The 20165-nt window shown below is 69.8% G+C and carries 19 protein-coding genes and 1 pseudogene; 9 read left to right on the top strand and 11 right to left on the bottom strand.

Annotation, left to right across the window (positions count from 1 at the left end; translation table 11 throughout):
* Positions 1-2: 2 nt before the first annotated feature.
* A complete protein-coding gene (locus tag ACH4EW_RS20250) occupies positions 3-1238 on the bottom strand; it encodes a substrate-binding domain-containing protein (RefSeq protein ID WP_398258693.1) in 1236 nt (411 codons plus the stop codon).
* Positions 1239-1487: 249 nt separating this feature from the next.
* The gene (locus ACH4EW_RS20255; RefSeq protein WP_398258695.1) at positions 1488-2111 is read right to left on the bottom strand and encodes a TetR family transcriptional regulator; all 624 of its coding nucleotides are present in this window, start codon (positions 2109-2111) and stop codon (positions 1488-1490) included.
* Between the two features lie 220 nt (positions 2112-2331).
* Between ACH4EW_RS20255 and ACH4EW_RS20260 the strand changes: the two genes are divergently transcribed.
* The 7 genes and pseudogenes from ACH4EW_RS20260 to ACH4EW_RS20290 all read left to right on the top strand — a co-directional run bounded on the left by ACH4EW_RS20260 (position 2332) and on the right by ACH4EW_RS20290 (position 8193).
* Positions 2332-3663 carry a glycosyltransferase family 4 protein gene (locus ACH4EW_RS20260; RefSeq protein ID WP_398258697.1) on the top strand — a complete coding sequence of 444 codons (1332 nt, stop codon included), beginning with the start codon at positions 2332-2334 and terminating at the stop codon, positions 3661-3663.
* Between the two features lie 61 nt (positions 3664-3724).
* Complete coding sequence (locus ACH4EW_RS20265; protein ID WP_398258699.1) at positions 3725-4492, top strand: class I SAM-dependent methyltransferase; 768 nt, start codon at positions 3725-3727, stop codon at positions 4490-4492.
* Positions 4489-5562, top strand: a complete 1074-nt coding sequence (locus tag ACH4EW_RS20270; RefSeq protein WP_398258701.1) for a prenyltransferase — start codon at positions 4489-4491, stop codon at positions 5560-5562. The genes ACH4EW_RS20265 and ACH4EW_RS20270 overlap by 4 nt, the downstream gene beginning before the upstream one ends.
* Before the next feature lie 299 nt (positions 5563-5861).
* A complete protein-coding gene (locus ACH4EW_RS20275) occupies positions 5862-6413 on the top strand; it encodes a hypothetical protein (RefSeq protein ID WP_398258886.1) in 552 nt (183 codons plus the stop codon).
* 40 nt (positions 6414-6453) lie between these two features.
* Positions 6454-7233, top strand: coding sequence for a maleylpyruvate isomerase family mycothiol-dependent enzyme (locus tag ACH4EW_RS20280; RefSeq protein WP_398258703.1), 780 nt, complete (start codon positions 6454-6456; stop codon positions 7231-7233).
* 161 nt (positions 7234-7394) lie between these two features.
* Positions 7395-7562: pseudogene (locus ACH4EW_RS20285) on the top strand (histidinol phosphatase); the annotation flags it as partial.
* Positions 7563-7617: 55 nt separating this feature from the next.
* Entirely contained in the window at positions 7618-8193 is a 576-nt protein-coding gene (locus ACH4EW_RS20290; RefSeq protein ID WP_398258705.1) for a VOC family protein, read from the top strand.
* Here ACH4EW_RS20290 and ACH4EW_RS20295 read toward each other — a convergent pair.
* Both ACH4EW_RS20295 and ACH4EW_RS20300 read right to left on the bottom strand, forming a co-directional pair.
* Positions 8190-9407, bottom strand: a complete 1218-nt coding sequence (locus ACH4EW_RS20295) for a sensor histidine kinase (RefSeq protein ID WP_398258707.1) — start codon at positions 9405-9407, stop codon at positions 8190-8192. The genes ACH4EW_RS20290 and ACH4EW_RS20295 overlap by 4 nt on opposite strands.
* A gap of 17 nt (positions 9408-9424) precedes the next feature.
* Positions 9425-10087 carry a response regulator transcription factor gene (locus tag ACH4EW_RS20300; RefSeq protein ID WP_398258709.1) on the bottom strand — a complete coding sequence of 221 codons (663 nt, stop codon included), beginning with the start codon at positions 10085-10087 and terminating at the stop codon, positions 9425-9427.
* Between the two features lie 189 nt (positions 10088-10276).
* On the opposite strand from ACH4EW_RS20300, the gene ACH4EW_RS20305 reads away from it, so the two are divergent.
* Complete coding sequence (locus tag ACH4EW_RS20305) at positions 10277-11716, top strand: ABC transporter permease (RefSeq protein WP_398258711.1); 1440 nt, start codon at positions 10277-10279, stop codon at positions 11714-11716.
* Position 11717: 1 nt separating this feature from the next.
* On the top strand, positions 11718-12434 hold the full coding sequence (locus ACH4EW_RS20310; protein ID WP_398258713.1) for an ABC transporter ATP-binding protein: 717 nt from the start codon (positions 11718-11720) through the stop codon (positions 12432-12434).
* Between the two features lie 113 nt (positions 12435-12547).
* Here the strand turns inward: ACH4EW_RS20310 and ACH4EW_RS20315 are convergent, their stop codons facing one another.
* From ACH4EW_RS20315 to ACH4EW_RS20345, 7 genes are all read right to left on the bottom strand, one after another.
* Positions 12548-13555 (bottom strand): LLM class F420-dependent oxidoreductase, encoded by a 1008-nt coding sequence (locus tag ACH4EW_RS20315; RefSeq protein ID WP_398258888.1) that lies wholly within the window; start codon positions 13553-13555, stop codon positions 12548-12550.
* A 121-nt stretch (positions 13556-13676) separates the two neighbouring features.
* Positions 13677-14489: a hypothetical protein gene (locus ACH4EW_RS20320; protein ID WP_398258715.1), complete on the bottom strand. Its 813-nt coding sequence runs from the start codon at positions 14487-14489 to the stop codon at positions 13677-13679.
* Positions 14490-14680: 191 nt separating this feature from the next.
* Positions 14681-15670 (bottom strand): N-acetylmuramoyl-L-alanine amidase, encoded by a 990-nt coding sequence (locus ACH4EW_RS20325; protein WP_398258717.1) that lies wholly within the window; start codon positions 15668-15670, stop codon positions 14681-14683.
* 27 nt (positions 15671-15697) lie between these two features.
* Positions 15698-16285 carry a class I SAM-dependent methyltransferase gene (locus ACH4EW_RS20330; protein ID WP_398258890.1) on the bottom strand — a complete coding sequence of 196 codons (588 nt, stop codon included), beginning with the start codon at positions 16283-16285 and terminating at the stop codon, positions 15698-15700.
* A gap of 214 nt (positions 16286-16499) precedes the next feature.
* Positions 16500-17828 carry a M20/M25/M40 family metallo-hydrolase gene (locus ACH4EW_RS20335; protein WP_398258719.1) on the bottom strand — a complete coding sequence of 443 codons (1329 nt, stop codon included), beginning with the start codon at positions 17826-17828 and terminating at the stop codon, positions 16500-16502.
* Positions 17825-19210, bottom strand: coding sequence for a cytosine permease (locus ACH4EW_RS20340; RefSeq protein WP_398258721.1), 1386 nt, complete (start codon positions 19208-19210; stop codon positions 17825-17827). Before ACH4EW_RS20340 ends, ACH4EW_RS20335 begins: the two co-directional genes overlap by 4 nt.
* The gene (locus tag ACH4EW_RS20345) at positions 19210-20163 is read right to left on the bottom strand and encodes a DUF1177 domain-containing protein (RefSeq protein ID WP_398258723.1); all 954 of its coding nucleotides are present in this window, start codon (positions 20161-20163) and stop codon (positions 19210-19212) included. Before ACH4EW_RS20345 ends, ACH4EW_RS20340 begins: the two co-directional genes overlap by 1 nt.
* Positions 20164-20165 lie beyond the last annotated feature (2 nt).

The raw sequence follows: 20165 nt of genomic DNA on the forward strand, positions 1-20165 counted from the left end.
GGTCAGCCCGCCGAGGGCTTGGCGGGCGGCGCCACCTTGTCCATCGGCGCGGTGCTCACCAGCTCCGGCCGGGCAGCGGCGCCCTTCCCCTTGAGCTTCGCGACGAACATCGGCTGCACCAGTGCGTGGTCCTCGGCACGGATCTGCTCCTTGCCCTTCACCCCGTCGAAGCTCCAGCCCTCCAGGGCCTTGACCATGGCGGCGGAATCGGTGGCGCCGCCCTCCTCGACGGCGCGCACGACCATCTGTGCCGCGGTGAAGCCGTCGGGGGTGAACAGGTCCGGGGTGCCGCCGGCCTTGGTGACCGAGTCGAGCATGGACTTCTCCACGGCGTTGCCGCCGCCCGCGCCGGGGAAGTAGTGCGCCAGGAACGACACCTTGGAGCCGGCGTCCCCGAAGATCGGGTACGAGGTCGTTCCGGCGAGGCCCGTGACGACCTTGCCCGCCCCCAGCACGCCCTGCTGGTCCAGTGCGGTCCACAGCGCCGGCGCGGTGGAGCCGGCCCAGGCGACGAAGACCAGATCGGGTCCGCCCGCCTTCACCTGCTGGGCGAACGGGGTCAGGTCAGTGGCGCTGGGCGGTGCCAGTACGGAGCCGACCTGCGCGCCCTTGGAGCCGAGGACTGCCTTCACGGCGGCGACATTGGCCTGGCCGAAGGTGGAGTCCTGGGCCAGCACCGTGACCTTCTTGCCCTTGGCCTCGCCGAGCATCGTCCCGGCCGTGAGGATGTCCTGGTAGGACTGGCGGCCTGAGCGGAAGGTGTACTCGTTGACGCCGGTCACGGCGTCGGTGGCGGCCGGGCCGCTGATGTACAGCACCTTGTTCTGGGCGGCGAGCGGCGCCATCTGGAGGGCCACCCCGGAATCGGTCGTGCCGGCCAGCACCTTGTAGCCCTTGCCGATCAGGTTCTTGGCCGCGGAGACCGCCTTGCCCGGGTCGCCCGCGTCGTCCTGCTCGGTGACCTCGATACGGTGCCCGGCGACCTTGCCGGTGCCCTTCGTCGCGTAGTCCAGGCCCGCCATGAACCCGTCGCGGTACTGCTTCCCGTAGTCCGCGAGCAGCCCCGTACGGGAGTAGACCAGGCCCACCTTCACGGTCTGGTCCTTCGCGTCCTCGCCGGCCTCGCCCGCCTTCCCGGCGGCGGTGCACCCGACCAGCAGGAGGCCGGCCGAGGCCAGCGTGACGACGGTGGAGAGGGATCTGTGGTGACGGGCGGTGCCTGTGGTTCTGCGACGCATGGTGAGCGGCTCCTCGGCGGATTCATGTGATGTCGCCGAACCGTATGAACACCGTGCCGCCGTCGACATGGTGCAGGGCGCCCCACCTGACGCGGTGCGCATGTGGGGGCCGCACATGTGCCGTGGCCGGGGGCCGGTCGTACTGCTCCCGGGGCGCGGCACGGCACCCACGGGTCAGCGCCGCAGGTGGTGAGGGGCGGGGCCGAAGATCCTCCGGACGGACCCGTCAGGACGCGTCCGGGGATGCCCTCACATCGACGGCTTGGACGCCTCTTGGGGGGCCGTCACGTCGATCAGCCGGCACACCGTTTCGATGTCGATCTTCACCTGGGCGATCGACGCCCGCCCCGACAGCCAGGTGATCAGCGCCGAGTGCCAGGTGTGCTCGATGACCCGGACCGCGGACAGCTGCTCCGGCGTCGGATGCTCCAGGCCCATCGCGTCCAGGATGATCGCGGTCGTGATCCGCGAGACGGTGTCCACCTCCGGGCTGACGCTGCGGTCCGCGAAGGTCAGCGCCCGCACCATCGCATCCGCCAGATGCGGTTCGCGCTGCAGTGCGCGGAACGCCCGCATCAGGGTGCCGGCGACCCGCTGCGCCGCGTCTTCGCCGGCCGGGGGGCGCTTGTGCAGCGTCTGGTGCATCTGCTGGAGCTGGTCCTGCATGGTGGCGACCAGCAGATGGATCTTGGACGGGAAGTAGCGGTACAGCGTGCCCAGGGCGACCTCGGCGGCCTCCGCGACCTCACGCATTTGCACCGCCTCGAATCCGCCCCTGCAGGCGAGCTGGGCGCTGGCGTGCAGGATGCGGCGGCGGCGGGCCTCCTGCCGCTCCGTCAGGGGCGGCGATCCCGGCTTCGCTTCCGCTGTCATGTGTCCCCATCCATGGCTTCTGTCCGGAGGCGCTCGGTCTCCCGGCGGCGCACAGCATGCCAGGGCGGCCGGTCGTGGCGCGAATCACCTGATCCGGCCGTTGCGCCGACGCTACCTGCCGGTAGATTCGTAGCTCATTGAACGATCCAGTCTGAAACTTGTTCTAGATTAGCGTGAGCGGTTACGCTCCGGCGAACACGCAGTGAGAAGGGGGCCGAATGTGACCGCTGAGGCCATAGAGACGGGCCCCCGCACGGGCAGCGACACGTCGGGCACCGCCGACGACCGTCCGTTGCGCATCGCACTCCTCACCTACAAGGGCAACCCGTTCTGCGGCGGCCAGGGCGTCTACGTACGCCACCTCGGCCGCGAGCTCGCCCGCCTCGGCCACAGCGTCGAAGTGATCGGCGCCCAGCCCTATCCGGTGCTCGACGACGGCGTCCCGCTCACCGAGCTGCCGAGCCTGGACCTCTACCGCCAGCCCGACCCGTTCCGCACGCCGAAGCGCGGCGAGTACCGGGACTGGATCGACGCCGCCGAGGTCGCCACCATGTGGACCGGCGGCTTCCCGGAACCGCTCACCTTCAGCCTGCGCGCCCGCCGCCATCTCGCCGCGCGCCGCGGCGAGTTCGATGTCATCCACGACAACCAGACCCTCGGGTACGGGCTGTTGGCAGACCTCGGCGCCCCGCTCGTCACCACGATCCATCACCCCATAACGGTCGACCGGCAGTTGGACCTGGATGCCGCCGAGACCCGTCGCCGGCGTGCCTCCGTCCGCCGCTGGTACGCCTTCACCCGCATGCAGAAGCGGGTCGCGCGCCGACTGCCCTCGGTGCTCACCGTCTCCGGCTCCTCCAAGCAGGAGATCGTCGACCATCTCGGGGTGCGCGGGGACCGTATCCACGTCGTGCACATCGGCGCCGACACCGAGCTGTGGTCGCCCGACCCGTCCATCGCCGAGGTCCCCGGCCGGATCGTCACCACCTCCAGCGCCGACGTCCCGCTGAAGGGCCTCGTCCACCTCGTCGAGGCGCTCGCCAAGCTCCGCACCGAGAACCCGCAGGCGCACCTCGTGGTCGTCGGCAAGCGGGCCGAGGACGGACCGGTCGCGCAGGCCATCGAGCGCCACGGACTCCAGGACGCCGTCGGATTCGTCAAGGGCATCAGCGACGCCGAACTCGTCGACCTGGTGCGCGGCGCCCAGGTCGCCTGCGTCCCCTCGCTGTACGAAGGCTTCTCGCTGCCCGCCGCCGAGGCCATGGCCACCGGCACGCCCCTCGTCGCCACCACCGGCGGCGCGATCCCCGAGGTCGCGGGCGCGGACGGCGAGACTTGCCTGGCCGTGCCGCCCGCCGACGCAGGGGCGCTGGCCGACGCGCTCGCCCGGCTGCTCGGCGACCCGGAACTGCGGGCCCGGATCGGCGCCGCGGGCCGCGCCCGGGTGCTCTCCCGCTTCACCTGGAAGCAGGCCGCCATCGGCACCGCCGCCCTCTACCGCGAAGCGATCGCCGCCCGCGCCGGCACCATGCGCCCCGGCGGCCGTCGTTGACACCGCCGCCCGTCCTCGTCGTCCTTGCCCACTGCCCCCTCGACCGCGAAAGCAGGCATTCGTGCTGACCGTGGACTTCACCCGCTTCCCGCTCGCCGCAGGTGACCGAGTGCTCGACCTGGGCTGCGGCGCCGGACGCCACGCCTTCGAGTGCTACCGGCGCGGCGCCCAGGTCGTGGCGCTCGACCGGAACGGCGAGGAGATCCGCGAGGTCGCGAAGTGGTTCGCCGCGATGAAGGAGGCCAAAGAGGCCCCCGAGGGTGCCACCGCCACCGCGATGGAGGGCGACGCGCTCAACCTGCCGTTCCCCGACGAGTCCTTCGACGTCGTGATCATCTCCGAGGTGATGGAGCACATCCCCGACGACAAGGGCGTGCTCGCCGAGATGGTCCGGGTCCTCAAGCCCGGTGGCCGGATCGCGATCACCGTGCCGCGCTACGGCCCGGAGAAGGTCTGCTGGACGCTCTCCGACGAGTACCACGAGGTCGAGGGCGGCCACATACGCATCTACAAGGCCGACGAACTGCTCGGCAAGATCCGCGACGCCGGCCTCAAGCCGTACGGCACCCATCACGCCCACGCCCTGCACTCGCCGTACTGGTGGCTGAAGTGCGCGTTCGGGGTGGGCCGCGACGGCAAGGACGCGGCGCTGCCGGTCCGCGCGTACCACAAGCTGCTGGTCTGGGACATCATGAAGAAGCCGGCCGTCACCCGGGTCGCCGAGCAACTGCTCAACCCGGTCGTGGGCAAGAGCTTCGTGGCGTACGCGACCAAGCCGCAGCTGCCCGTGGCCGCCGCTGCCGAGGACCTCTCCAAGGCCGAGGCGTGACCACTCCCGAGCAGACCGAACACCTCGTACTGCCCGGAGTCCTCACCGCCGAGCAGGCCGCCGAGACCGTAGCCGCCCTCCTCGCCGCGCAGTGCGAGGACGGCGCGCTGCCCTGGTTCCGCGGCCACCACCTCGACCCCTGGGACCACACCGAGGCCGCCATGGCCCTCGACGCGGCGGGCGAGCACGCCGCCGCGGAACGCGCGTACGACTGGCTGGCCAGGCATCAGAACGAGGACGGCTCCTGGTACGCCGCCTACCACGACGGAGACCCGGACCGGCCGACCGACCGCGGCCGGGAGACCAACTTCTGCGCGTACGTGGCCGTCGGCGTCTGGCACCATTACCTCGCCACCGGCGACGACGCGTTCGTCGACCGGATGTGGCCGACCGTCTACGCCGCCGTCGAATTCGTGCTCCGGCTCCAGCAGCCCGGCGGTCAGATCGGCTGGAAGCGCGAAGCCGACGGAACCCCCGTCGACGACGCGCTGCTGACCGGCTGCTCCTCCATCCACCAGGCGCTGCGCTGCGCACTCGCCATCGCCGAACGGCGCGAAGAGCCGCAGCCGGACTGGGAGTTGGCGACCGGCGCGCTGGCCCACGCGATCCGCAACCACCCGGAACGCTTCCTGGACAAGAGCCGCTACTCGATGGACTGGTACTACCCGGTCCTCGGCGGCGCGCTCACCGGAACGGCCGCCAAGGAGCGGATCGAGAAGGACTGGGACCGTTTCGTGGTCCCCGGCCTCGGGGTGCGCTGTGTGCTGCCCAATCCGTGGGTGACCGGTGGCGAGAGCTGTGAACTCGCCCTGACGCTCTGGGTGATGGGCGAGTCGGACCGGGCGCTGGAGATCCTCCAGTCCATCCAGCATCTGCGCGCCGACGGCGGCATGTACTGGACGGGGTACGTCTTCGAGGGCGACCGGGCGTTCTGGCCCCAGGAGCTCACCAACTGGACCGCCGGTTCGCTGCTGCTCGCAGTGGCCGCGCTCGGCGGCCACGAGGCGACCACTGCGGTCTTCAGCGGCGAACGGCTGCCGCACGGGCTGGAACCGGACTGCTGCGGCTGAGACCGACCGGCACATGGGGGGCGTCCAATTTCCCCGTGTGCCGGTCGGTCTCAGTCGGCCGTGCGCGCCGTCAGTCCCGGCCGCGCCGCCGGTCGATTCCTCGACGGTCGGCAGGGTGGAGCGGGCGGGGCAACTGCGCGGGTCGCCGTACGCCTGCGCCGTCGGGACCCGGATGGCGGCCCCGAGTGGCATACCGGCCGGGGTCGGATGAACCTTGCGGTGAGTGTCGGAAGCGTCGCTCATCGTAAAAATGGTCACGATGTGCCCGGCCAAGGAGGCCCGCTGTGCCCAGTTCCGCCGTGAACCGCCCCATACCGCCGCGCCGCCTGTTCGTCTCGCTGCTGCTGTCCTGTGCCGTGCTCGTGGGCGCCACCGCGTGCGGCGGCAATGACAGCGGGACCGCGAGCAGCTCCGCGTCCCCGAGTGCCACGTCCTCGGCCGAGGCGCAGAAGTTCGCCAAGACGCGGTTCGTCGCCAATGCGGGACTCGCGGCCGGTGCGACGTACCAGTGGATCGTGAAGCCGTACCGTGCGGGCAAGTTCAAGAAGGGCGCGGACGGGCGGACGTTCGCTCTGGTCAAGGCCGGACTCGCGGGCGGCTTCACCTACAACCGGCTGAAGGCCGCGGTGGCCAATGCCAAGGGCGACCCGCTGCTGTCGAAGGCGGTCGCGCCGCTGACGGCGGGCATCGAATCGCTCAAGGGGCTCGGCAGCAAGCTCCGCAAGGGTGAGGCGGGCGCGGGTGACGTCGGCGCCTTCGAGGGCGTGATCAACGGCATCAAGGACGCGGGCAGGAGCGCGGGCGCCGAGGTGAAGGACAAGGTGCCCACCACCGCGCAGCTCGGCGGATAATCATATGCAAGAGGGGGTGTGGCGCACTACGGTGCGCCGCATGAGCTCTTTACTCCCGCACGACCTCTACTGTGACGAAATCATCGGCCGTACCGACGCGTTGAGGGCGGCGATCAAGGGTGCCGACCTCGGCGTGACCGTCCCGACCTGCCCCGACTGGACTCTGCGCGACCTCGCCGTCCATGTGGGCCGCGCCCATCGCTGGGCGGGCGAGATCGTACGTACCCGGGCCACCGAAGCCGTCCCGCACGAACGGGTACCGGAGAACACGCCCGAGGGCGACGACCCCGCCGTGCTCGACGCCTGGCTGGCGGACGGCGCGGCGAAGACCGTCGAGACGCTGCGGGCGGCCGGCCCCGACCAGGAGGTGTGGTCCTGGGGGTGGGCGCGGAACACGGGCTTCTGGGCGCGTCGCATGGCGCACGAAACGATCGTCCACCAGGCCGACGCGGCGATCACCGCGAACACCGGCTACGAGGTGGCTCCGGAGCTGGCCGCCGACACCATCGAGGAGTGGCTGGAGATCGTCGCCTTCGTGCAGGCCGGGGGTGACAAGGAGGCCGCCGGGCTGCGTGGCGGCGGGCGCTCGATCCATCTGCACGCCACGGACGCGCCGGGTGCCGAGTGGCTGATCGAGTTCGGTGAGGACGGCTTCACCTGGCGGCGTGCCCACGAGAAGGCGACCGTGGCGCTGCGAGGCTCGCTCACCGACGTCATGCTGGTCTTCAACCGGCGTCTCACTCCGGACAGCGACCGGGTCGAGGTGCTGGGGGACGCGGAACTGCTGGACTTCTGGCTGGAGCGCTCGGCGTTCGGCTGAGCCTCCAACGGCCGCCCCCGGGCATTGCCCGCTGTGCGGTCCCCGTCCGCTGTGCGGGCGCGGAGGTGCTGAGCCAAGCTGGAGTGGACAGCCCGTTGTGTCCGGAGGCCCCTGTGGAGGTGCCGATGGAGTTCATCCGCGCCCTGAAACGGATCGCCTGCCTGCAGCGGCTGGAGAAGGAGGCTGCTGCCGCCCCGCTCGCCGAGGGCGGCGAGAGCCTCCTCGCCCTGCTGCGCGGCGACTGTCATCGGCACTCGGACTGGTCGGACGGGGGCAGCCCGATCGAGGAGACGGGCCGCACGGCGGCGGAGCTGTCCCCGGAGCGGGCCCGCCCCGGGGCGGACGGGGCGGTCTGCGCAGCCCCGGGACAGGAGCGGTGAACCCATGACGGCCACAAGTGTGCGAGGCATCGACCACATCGGGGTCACGGTCCCCGACCTGGAGACCGCCACTCTCTTTCTCGTCCGGGCGCTGGGAGCCGAGGTGCTGTACGACGCCCTGCGCCGCCAGGACCACCCGCAGGGCGGGCCGGACGTCGAGCGACGGCTCGGAGTCCCGGCGGGCACACAGCAGTTGGCGATCAGGATGCTGGCCCTTCCCGGTGACGGCCCGGGCATCAAACTGTTCGAGTTCCAGGGGCCCCGCCGGGAACCCCCGGTGCTGCCCTGCGACTTCGGCTGGCAGCATGTGGCGCTCTACGTCGACGACCTGGACGCGGCCGTACGGGACTGTGTGGCCGCGGGAGCCTCGCTGCTCGCGGACGCGCAGCCACTGCGGGGCCCCGAAGCGGGGGAGCGCAACCGGTTCGCGTATCTGCGCACTCCGTGGGGCAGCACCCTGGAACTCCTGACGTACCCCGACCCCCAGCCCTGGGAGCGCACCGCGCCCCGACGGCGGGTGCGGCCTGCGCCGGTGGGCACCGGTGCCTGGCCCAGGGACCCGGCCCGGCCAAGCCCTTAGACCGACCGGCAGGTGGGGGCGGCGTCGCTGTGACACTCTGCCGGCAACTCGACCCGCACGAGGAGGCCGCCGGCCGCCCGAGCCCGCACCGTCACGGTGCCGTGGTGGCCGCGCGCGATGGACCGGACGATCGCCAGACCCAGACCCAGACCGTGGCCGCTGCGGTCGCTGGCCACGCGGGGGCGGGCCCGGTAGAAGGGCTCGAAAAGGCGGTTCACCACCTTGGGGTCGACCGTCGGGCCAGTGTTGACGATCTCCAGGACGATCGCGTCGTTCACGCGATCGACGCGTACATCGACCGTCCCGCCCGGCACGTTGTGCCTACAGCCGTTGTTCAGGAGGTTCACGACCAGCTGCCGCAAGAGCGTCTCGCTGCCCATGACATCGCAGGGTCCGAGGGTGTCAATCGTGACGGTGATCGTTACGTCGTCGGCCCCGGCCCGCTGCTCGGCGACGGCCTGTTCCGTCAGTTCGGCCATGTCCACCGGCTCGGTGTCGTGGGTCTCTTGCTCCGCCGCGAGCCGCAGCAACCCCTGAACGACCTGGATGTTGCGCTCGTTGGTCTCGCGCAGCATCGGGAGCAGCTCGGCGAACTCCTCCTTCGACGTGCCGCCTTCGGCCATCTGCAGAATCGCGCGGGTCGTCGCGAGCGGTGTCAGGAGCTCATGCGAGGCGTTCGCGGCGAACCGCTGATGTGCCGCGAACGATTCCTCCAGGCGCCCCAGCGTCGTGTCGAAGGTGTCGGCGAGCTGCTTCAGTTCGTCCTTGGGTCCTTGGGCGTTGATCCGGTATGTCAGGTCGCCCTCGCCGGCCTTGGCCGCCGCCTGATTGATGGTGTGCAGCGGTGCGAGCAGCCGTCGGGACAGGAGCCAGCCTGCGCTCAGGCCGATGCCGAGGACCACGATCACGCCGCCGATGGACACGACGAGGACCGTCGCCCACACATCCTCCTTGTCGCGGATCAGGCCGGAGACAGCGATCGTGTCGCCCCGCTTCAGGGGCGGATCCTGGAGGTGCGGCTCGTGTTTCGGTGCGACGCGGGCCGGGCCGGCCTCCGTCTGCGGCGCGACGATCGGCGTTGTGAAGTCGTATGTCGGCAGATAGCGGATCCCGATGTAGATGATGGCCACCATCATCGCCGAGCAGGCCGCGAGCGCGGCGCCGAAGCCGAGGAAGAGCCGGGTGTGGATGCTCAGCGTGCGCGGCCTGTACACGCGGCCCCGATGCCGCCTCACTTCGCGCCCAGGTAGTAGCCCGCGCTGATCGCGGTGTGCACGAGCTGCGGTTCGCCGAGCTTCTTGCGTAGCGTGTGCACCACGAGCCGGACGGCGTTCGTGAGCGGATCGGCGTGCGCGTCCCATGCCTTGTCGAGCAGGTACTCCGCGCTCAGGACCCCGCCGTCGGCGCGCATCAGCAGTTCCAGGACGGCCCTTTCCTTCGGCGTGAGTTTGATTTCCGTACCGCTGCGTGCCACCCGGCGTCGATGCGTGTCGAAGGTCAGGTCGGCGAACGTCAGGATCGGGGGATGCGCCATGGGACTGCGCCGGTACAAGGCGCGCAGTCGTGCGACCAGTTCGGGGAAGTCGAAGGGCTTGGCGAGATAGTCGTCCGCGCCGAGGCCGAGGCCCTCCACTTTGTCACCGAGCCGGCCGGCAGCCGTGAGCATCAGCACGCGGCAGCCCATGCCCATCTCGACGATGCGCCGGCACACCTCGTCGCCATGCACACCCGGCAGGTCACGATCCAGGACCACGGCGTCGTAGTCGTACACCGTGACCCGCTCCAGGGCCGTCGTCCCGTCGTGGACGACGTCGACGGCGATGGCCTCGCGGCGCAGCCCGAGCTCCAGTACGCGCGCCATGTACTGCTCGTCCTCGACCACCAAAACCCGCACGTGCGTCGCCCCTTTCGCCGTTCGTGAGAATTGTTTGAGAATGCGGGGCGCGGGCGAAGAGGTTCCGCCCATTTCCCGGCGTTTCCGCCACGTCTACCAGATGCTGTCTTTGATTCGTGTATGAGGGTGAGCGCGGGACGCCCTTTTCGCAAACGTCGCTCAAAACGCCGGCTGCATAGCGTGCGGTCCATGAACCTCTGCAAACGTGCGTGGTGGCGGCTCATCGGCGCCCCGGGCAAAACGCTGATGCTGGTCGGCTTGTTCTTCGTCATCTGCACCCTGGTGCTGTCCGGCTTCCTGATCCAGTCGGCGGCGGCGCGCGCGGCCGACAGCGCCAAGAAGCGTGTGGGCGCGGTGGCCACGATGCAGCTCGACGTGAACGGTTTGCTGGCGTCGGGCAAGAACAACGGCAGCGAGGGCAGCGGTCAGAACCCCGGCACCATCGGATCCGCCGGCGACCTGAAGCGCGACCTGGTCGACAAGATCTGCAAGTCGTCCGTGGTCGCCGACTGCAACTACACGGCGGACGGGGCCGCCTTCCCCACCAAGACCACCGGGCTCTACCAGCCGGTCCCGACGCCTGCGGGCCAGGACACCACCGGCACCGACCTGTTCAAGGTGGACGGTGTGCGCAAGCTCGGCGAGGTGAGCGCCTTCCGCAACGGCGACTCCGAGATGATCGCCGGGAAGGGCATCGGGCCGGACACCAGAAGGAACGAGATCGTCGTCGAGGAGCGTGTGGCCAAGGAGAACAAGCTCGAGACCGGCGACACGGTCAAGCTCAAGATCGGCGAGCTGATGCCGGGCGTGGACACCTCGGAGCACGAGTTCGAGGTCATCGGCATCTACAAGAACGGCACGGCCGACACGGGCCAGTACGTGCCCGCCATGATGGATCCGGCCAACCAGCTCTACACGAGCATCGAGGGCGCCAGCCTGCTCGGCGGCAGGACCACCGACGGCGGCGGCACCCTCAAGTCCGCTACCTTCAAGCTGACCGACCCCCGAGACCTGGACCAGCTCAAGGACGACGCAAAGAAGGCCGGCGCCGATCTCCAGATCTTCCCGATCTCGGTCAACGACAAGCAGTACAGGACGCTTGTCGGCCCCATCACCAAGACCGCGAACTTCGCGACGGTCACCGTCTGGCTCGTCGCCGTCGCCGGCACCGTCATCCTCGCCCTCGTCGTCGCCTCCAACCTGCGCGAGCGCCGCGGCGAGCTGGGCATCCTGCTCTCCCTCGGCGAGAAGAAGTCCAAGCTGCTCGGCCAGCACCTCGTCGAGGTCGTCGCCTGTGCCGTCATCGCGATCGCACTTGCCGGAGTGGGCAGCCAGTTCATCTCCGAGGCGATCGGCAACAAGCTGCTCGCCGGAGAGGTCGAATCGGCCAACAAGGAAGCCGAGAACGAGAGCCTCCCATCCGACTACAGTGACACCAGCGGCATGAGTAAGCAGGGCGACGACCAGCCCAGGACCGATCCCATCGACTCACTCGACGTGCACCTCGGTCCGTCCGACATCGCCAAGGTCGGCGCCACCGGCCTCGCCATCGCCGCCCTGGCCACTCTCGTCCCCGGCACCCGCATCCTGCGCCTCAACCCGCGCGACATCCTCACGAAGGGAAACTGACGTGACGAGCACACCCACCGACACGCACGCACCCGGCGGTACGACCGCGCCGATACTCGAACTCGCCGACGTGAGCCGCACGTACAGCACCGGCAGCCGTCGCCGCGTCGTCCTCAAGTCCGTCTCGTACACCTTCGAGGCCGGCCACATGTACGCCATTGTCGGCCCGTCCGGCTCCGGCAAAACGACACTGCTGTCCCTGGCCAGCGGGCTCGACGCACCCACCTCGGGCAGCGTCCGCTTCAAGGGCCGCGATGTGGCCGAAGTGGGCCTCGGCACGTACCGCAACCGGCACGTGGCCACCGTGTTCCAGTCGCTGAACCTGCTCACCTACATGAACGCCGTCCAGAATGTCACCTCCGCCATGGAGATCACCGGTGTCAGGGGCGGCGGCAGGAAGCAGCGCGCCAACGAACTGCTCGGGCTCCTCGGCATCGAGCCCGAGGACCGTACCCGCCGCACCCTCCAACTCTCCGGCGGCCAACAGCAGCGCGTGGCCATCGCCCGGGCACTGGCCTGCGAGGTCGACATCCTCTTCGCCGACGAGCCGACTGGTGCCCTTGACCACGAGACCGCCGCAGGCATCATCGAGGTCTTCCAGAAACTGGCCCACGATGACGGCAAGTGCGTGATCGTCGTCACGCACTCCGGGGATGTCGCCGCCGCCTGCGACAAGACACTCGTACTCAAGCGGGGAAAGCTGATTCCACAGGGCTGATCCCGGCGGGACGCGAGCCGGCCGCGGTACGCGACCTGAGCCGGCTGGAGCTGATCACCGAGACGGTCCGAGCCGCGCCGGAGGAACTCGCCGGCACCCCCTGGGTGAGGTCGTCAGTTGAGCTCCGCGAGCACCCGGAGGGTGTGCGGGTCCGGTGCCGTCACCAGCAGATCGGTCACCGGCCCCTTGCGCCACAACTCCAGGCGCTCCGCGATGCGTTGACGCGGACCGACGAGCGAGATCTCATCGGCGAACGCGTCCGGCACTGCCAGCACCGCCTCCTCCTTGCGCCCTTCGAGGAACAGCTGCTGGATCCGCCGCGCCTCCTCCTCGAAACCCATCCGCGCCATCAGATCGGCGTGGAAATTACGGGCCGCGTGCCCCATCCCCCCGATGTAGAAGCCGAGCATCGCCTTCACCGGCAACAGCCCCTCGGCGACATCGTCACAGACCTGCGCACGGGCCATGGGTGCGATCACGAATCCGTCGGGCAGGTCCGTGAGCGACGCCTCGTACACATCGGTGCGCAGCGGCGACCAGTACAGCGGCAGCCAGCCGTCGGCGATCCTCGTCGTCTGTGCGATGTTTTTCGGTCCCTCCGCCCCGAGCAGTACAGGCAGCCGGGACCGCAGCGGATGGGTGATCGGCTTCAGCGGCTTGCCCAGACCGGTGGCGTCCGGACCGTTGTACGGGTGGGAGTGGAAGCGCCCGTCCAGCTCAACGGGGGCCTCGCGGCTGAGTACCTGGCGGATGACGTCGACGTACTCGCGGGTCGCGGTCAGCGGGCTCTTCGGGAACGGCCGCCCGTACCAGCCCTCCACCACCTGCGGCCCGGACAGGCCCAGGCCGAGCATCATCCGGCCGCCGGAGAGATGGTCGAGGGTCAGGGCGTGCATGGCGGTCGCGGTCGGGGTGCGCGCCGCCATCTGCGCGATACCGGTGCCCAGTCGGATGCGGGAGGTGTGCGCGGCGATCCAGGTCAGCGGGGTGAACGCGTCGGAGCCCCAGGCCTCCGCCGTCCACACCGATCCATAACCCAGCTCCTCCGCCTCCCGGGCGAGCTCCAGATGGGCGGGGTTCGGGCCGCGGCCCCAGTAACCGAGCGCGAGTCCGAGCCGCATTCCGCTGCCTCCCAGCAGTTCTGACGTCACGTCAGATCGTGACGCACGAACGGAGGGTACGACAGCGGCCCCCCGCCCGGAAGGGGCGAGAGGCCGCTGTTCGTGCTGCGGAAGCGTGGACTCAGCCGCGCTGGATGCCCGTGGTGTCCTGGAGCACACCACGACGGCCGTCCTGCGTCTGGGCGATGAGGCCCGGACCGCGCTGCTCCACCGCGAGGTACCAGGTGCCGGGCGCCAGCTCGGCGATCGGCGTCGGCGAACCGTCCTCCCCGTACAGCGGGCGGGCCACCGGCACCGCGAACCAGAACGGTGCGAAGTCACCGGACGGTGCACCGGCCGCCGGAGCCTGCTGCGGCTGCGGCTGACCGGCCTGCGGCTGCGCACCGTAAGGCTGCGCCTGACCCGGCTGCGCACCGTAAGGCTGCTGCTGGGTGCCGGGGTACCCGTATCCCTGGCCGGGCTGCGGCTGGCCGCCGTACGGCGACTGCACGGCCTGCGGACGCGGGGCGCTGACCAGGGGGGCCTTGAGCGCGGGGACGAGCGGGGTGGCGATCGCGCCGCCCGCGAGCACGATGGTCGCGAGCAGGCCGAGGATCAGGCTGGGGCCCGCGTCGTTGGCGTCGATGGTCACCCAGAAGGCCGTCCAGAGCGCGAAGACACTGAAGGCGGCCCCGAACTGGCCGAGGTCGAGGCCTACGACCTTGCGGTTCGGCATGGCGCGGCCCACAACGACCAGCGCCGCACCGATGATTCCGGCCACGAAGACGCTCATGAGGACCCCGAGGCTGTCCCAGGCGTTCGGGGCATTGAAGTCGGAGCAGTTGAGGCCGGTGGGGCAATCGAAGCCGGAGAGGTCGAGGAAGGAGGCGATGAACAGCACCACCGCTGCTCCGATCACCACGCCGTCGCCTCGAGTGAGGGAGCGGATATTCACGTGAAGGTCCTTAGTCGGTCGTCTCGTCGGGCGGTCGTCGCTACGGCCTGTACGGGTACGGCAGACACGGCGCGAAGCTGGGGGGCGGCTCCCCATGGTACGGATGAATCTATCGTCTGCCCGGACGGGTTGTGCCCCTGCCCGGACCTCGGACCCACTTCCCCCCAATATCACCTCAGAACTACCCCTTGCTACCCCTTCAGATAGCTGCTGATGCCATCGGCAATGCCTTGTGCCGCCTTCTGGCGCCAGCTCGCACTGGTGAGCAGGGCGGCGTCCTTCGGATCACGCATATTGCCGCATTCGATGAACACTTTGGGCACGGTCGACAAATTCAGTCCGCCCAGGTCCTTGCGGATGTCCAACCCGGTATTGCCGCCCACATAATTGGAAGGCGCACTTCCAGTTTCGCGTACGAAGAGACCGGCGATCCGGGTGCCGAGATCGCGCGACGGTTCGACGATCTTCGAGGTGTCCGCCGCTCCTCCCCTCACCAGTGCGGGGAGGATCACATGGAAGCCGCGATTGCCGACCGCGGAACCGTCCGCGTGCACCGAGACCACCGCATCGGCCTTGGCGTCGTTGCCGATCCGGGCCCGTTCGTCGATGCACGGTCCGTACGGGCGGTCGTTGTCGTACGTCAGCACGACCTTCGCCCCCTGCGCCTCCAGGAGTGTGCGCAGCCGGTGCGACACGTCAAGGGTGAACTGGGCTTCCGCGTAGCCTGAGCCGGTCGAGGTGCCGGTGGTGTCGCACTCCTTGTGCGTGGTGCCGATGTCCACCTGGCGATTGATCTCGCGGGTGTGCAGACGGTTGTTGGGGTTGTGCCCGGGGTCGATGACGACGGTCTTCCCGGACAGCGGCCCCGACGCCCGGCCGCCCGCGGACTTCGAGGGCTTCGCGGACGGGGCGGCGGACGCGGATGTCTTCTCCGGCACCGGAGCGCTCTTCGACGGCGAGGCCGACGTCGGCGCGGTGGAGGTACCGCTGCCGCCCTGCCGGGGCAGGTCCTGCTCCCCGCCACTGCCACCGCCCGCGCCGCAGCCTGAGGCACTCAGGCACACGACTGCGAGCGCGGCGAACGTGCGTGCCGGACGCCCCCGGCCGGACCGGACTTTCGAAACACGCCCTGGCAGGGACAGGCGGCGCGGTGTGGGGAGAACGCTCTCGTCGTACGGCACCCCGCGATGCTATCGGGGGCGTAGCCCTCAGATCCCTGGTCCCGTGCGGCGCAGCACCCGCAGCGAATCCGTCACCGACACCTCGGTGAACGCGCCGGAGGCCAGCGCCCGCCGGTAGACACGGTACGGGGCCTGGCCGCCGTGCGCGGGGTCCGGGAACACATCGTGGATCACGAGCAGACCACCCTCGGCGACATGCGGCGCCCAGCCCTCGTAGTCACCGTTCGCATGCTCGTCGGTGTGCCCGCCGTCGATGAAGACGAAGCCGAGCTTCCCGCCCCAGACGGCCGCGACCTGCGGGGACCGTCCGACCAGTGCCACGACATGGTCTTCGAGCCCGGCCGCGTGCAGGGTCCGGCGGAACGTCGGCAGCGTGTCCATCCGGCCGACCTCCGGGTCCACGACGGTCGGGTCGTGATACTCCCAGCCCGGCTGCTGCTCCTCGCTGCCGCGGTGGTGGTCGACGGTGAGAGCCGTCACACCGGCCGACCGGGCGACATCGGCGAGCAGGATGGTGGAGCGCCCGCAGTACGTCCCGACCTCGAGGATCGGCAGCCCCAGCGCGGCGGCCTCGGAGGCGGCCTCGTACAGCGCGACTCCCTCGACCACCGGCATGAAGCCCTTGGCGGCCTGGAAGGCGGCGAGAATCTCGGGCTTGGGCTCGACGACGGACTCGGCGGGCACGGTTCCTCCTGGCGGGGACGGTTCAGCGGGGGTACGCGTTCGACGGCGCCCCATCGTGCCGTACGCCCCCGCCGAAGGCATCGGCGGGGGCGTACGTGGGGTGAGCCCGGGTCGGGGCGCCCCCGGCAGGGCTGCGATATGGAGGTCAGCAGCTCTGCCAGAGCCTGGTCATGACACGGACGCCGAAGCGCAGGCCCTCCAGCGGGACGCGTTCGTCCACACCGTGGAAGAGCCGGCCGTAGTCCAGGTCGTGCGGGAGCTTGAGGCCCTTGAAGCCGAAGCAGCGGATGCCGAGGTGTGTGAAGGCCTTGGCGTCGGTGCCGCCGGGGTTGCAGTACGGGACGGGGTGGCCGTCCGGGTCCTCGGCGCGTACGGCTTCGCACATGGCGTCGACCAGCGGGCCGTCGAACGTCGTCTCCATCGCGATGTCGTGGTTGACCCACTCGCGGGTGACCGAGGGGAGGAGAAGCTTGTCGATGGTGTCGATCAGCTCCTGCTCGTGGCCGGGGAGGAAGCGGCCGTCCACCCGGGCGGTCGCCTTTCCGGGGATGACGTTGGTCTGGTAGCCCGCGCTGAACATGGTGGGGTTCGCGGAGTTGCGGAGCACCACCTGCATGAAGTCGGAGACCGGGCCCAGCCTGGCGAGGCTGCCCTCGATGTCGTTCTCGTCGAACTCGACACCGTAGAGGCGGGCGGCCTCTTCGAGCAGGGCGCGGACCGGCTCGATCAGGCGGATCGGGAAGGTCTCGCGGCCGATGCGGGCCAGCGACTCGGCGAGATCGGTGACGGCGTTCTCGTTGTTGGGGGACGAGCCGTGGCCGGCCCGGCCGGTGGCGGTGAGCTCCATCCAGGCCATGCCGCGCTGGGCGTTCTCGATCGGGTAGAGGCGACGGGTGTCGTCGATGGCGAAGGAGAAGCCGCCGCCCTCGCCGATCGCCTCGGTGACCCCGGCGAAGAGCTCCGGCCGGTGCTCGACCAGCCAGTGGGCGCCGAACTTCCCACCCGCCTCCTCGTCGGCGAGGAAGGCGAGGACCAGGTCGCGCGACGGCTTGGTGCCGGTACGGGCGAAGTGGCGGGCGGTGGCCAGCATGACGGCCACCGTGTCCTTCATGTCGATCGCGCCGCGGCCCCACAGATAGCCGTCACGGATCTCGCCGGAGAACGGCGGGACCTGCCACTCGGAGGCGTCGGCGGGTACGACGTCCAGATGACCGTGGACCAGGAGGGCGCCGCGCCCGGGGTCGCTGCCCGCGATACGGGCGATGACATTGGCGCGGCCCGGGGCGGACTCGACCAGTTCGGAGTCGATGCCCACCTCGGCGAGGCGGCCCACCACCCAGTCGGCGCTCGCACGCTCGTTGCTGGTGGGGTTGGAGGTGTCGAACCTGATCAGTTCGGCGCAGAGTTCGATGACCTCGTCCTGGGCCTCGTCGGAGGCCGGGACAAGAGCGGCGGTGGGGTCGGGGGTGGTCATGCTGCTCCCACAGAGGTTGTCGCGCGGGCGGCGGGGGCGGCGTCCTCGTCGTCCAGGGTAGAGGTGCCGTACGGCTTCACCCAGCCCAGCAGGCCGAGGACGCAGTACAGGATGAAGGCGGTGGCCAGCGAGTTCAGGGCCGGGATGCCGCCGTCGTAGAACTTGCCGACGCAGAACGCCACGACCCAGATCACCAGGGACATCGGCACCCAGGTCGGCGAGGTCTTCGGCAGGGTCTCGGACTCCCGGGTGTCGTCCAGCGGCTTGCGCATGCGCTTCACGACCCAGTACTCGGCCACGATGATGCCGCCGATCGGCGGGATCGCGACTCCGAGGACGGAGAGGAAATCGGTGAAGTGGGTCATGATCCCGACCGCGGACAGGACCGTGCCCGCGATGCCCAGGACGATCGTGACCGCGCCGCGGTGCATCCGCTTGCCGAAGACGACCTGGAAGAAGTTGACGACGCCGAGCGAGGAGCCGTACAGGTTCCAGTCGTTGATCTTCGCGGTGGACATCAGGACCACCATGACGCCGAAGACACCGGAGGTGGAGAGCACGATGTGCGAGACCTCGCTGCTCTTGACCAGGTGGCCGAGGAGCACACCGGTCATGCCGACGATGTACTCGGAGAGGATCATCGACGAGGCGCTCTGCAGGAAGACGTGCGAGCCCTTCTTGTTGTACCGGGTCATCTCCGGGGCCACGATCGCACCGGTCATGAAGCCGCCCGCGATGGCGGTGGCGGCGACGGCGAGCGGGGTCGGATCGCCGGGGGGCGGCGAGTGGATCAGATCGCTGATGGAGTGGTCCTTCAGCGTCGAGACGATCGACCACGCGACCATCCCGAAGAAGAGCGGCGTCACGATCTTGGCGAAGACGGCCATGTAGCGGAAGCCGAAGATCACCAGTGCGGTGATGGCGATGCCCGCCAGCACGCACCACAGCCAGGACGGGCCGCCGACCAGCGCCGAGACGCTGTCGCCGAAGATCGTGTTCTGGACGCCGAACCAGCCGACCAGGCTGACCGCGATGACAAAGCTGACCAGCGCCGATCCGTTGCGGCCGAAGCCGGCCCAGCGGGTCAGCAACGGGGTCGCCAGACCCTCGCGCATACCGGCCATACCGATCGCGAAGATCACGACCTCCAGGATCACCGCGCCGAGCGTGAAGGCGAGGAAGGCGTCCCCGAAGGTCATGCCGACACCGATGGTGGCGCCGAGGGTGAACTGCGAGATCGAGCCGGACTGGGCCAGCCACTGCAGCAGCATGGACCAGAAGCCGAACCGCTTGTCACGCGGGACACGGGAGAGCGCGTAGTCGTCGCTGCCGATGTTCTTGGCCTCGGGGGCCACGGCCTCGGCCTGCGGGGTGGCTGCCATCAGGACTCCTGGGGTGTACGGCCGAAGGTCTGCAGGTGAGCCAGCGACCCGTAGCGGTTGACGAGGTTGTCGAACTCCACCGCGTCGTGGAAGTCCAGATGGCCACTGCCGTAGGCCTTGGCGACCTCCACGGCGTAGCGGGCGGCGGACGCGATGTCCGTCTCGTGGCTCGCGCCCGTGCCGCAGCCCGGTACCGCGGCGGCCGAGGTGATGGCCAGGCCGACGACCGGGGCGGCCGTCGCGGTGGAGGGCTGCAGGATCGAATTGATGTGGTGTGCACCGTTACCGTATGGGGTGATGTCCTGCGTGGTCACCGGGAACGTGACCAACGGCTCACCGGTCACCACGGCGAGCAGCTCGCCGAGCTGCTCGCCGACCCGGAGCACCCAGCCCTCCTTGACGGTGGGCGACAGGGCGAGGCCCTTGTGGTTGATGATCCGGTTGCCCTTGGTGGTGTCGATGGAGAGCACGGCCTCCATCTCGACGGCCACCTCGTGGCGGTTCATGGTGGCGATGTCCACGGGCGAGCCCATGAACGGCACCGGGTCGTGCGGCTCGGTCGGCGCGTTCGGACAGATGTGGGTGGCGACGATCACGTCGCCGGGCAGCACATCGCCACGACGGCGCATGTCGAGCAGCTTGGCGGCGGCGGCGATCGCGGCGACCGCACCGTCGGCGTCGGAGACCATGCCGGTCACCTCGGGCCGGGCACCGATGCCGCCCAGCCGGCCCACCACGCCCAGCGTGCGGGCGTTGCCCCCGGACGTACGTCCTTGTGCGCCCGGGATGCGGACCATCACGAAGTCCGTCGAGCCCTGCTCGCCCGCGACCGTGGTGACCTGCGCCGACGAACCCTCGGCCCCGCTCACGGAATCGAGGTACTCGGCGACCGTCTTGCCATTGACCTGGGGATCGTCCAACAGATCGACGATGTCCAGCACGTACTTCAACATGG

Origin of the sequence: Streptomyces sp. NPDC018000 (assembly GCF_044328025.1) — a bacterium.
Classification (GTDB): domain Bacteria; phylum Actinomycetota; class Actinomycetes; order Streptomycetales; family Streptomycetaceae; genus Streptomyces.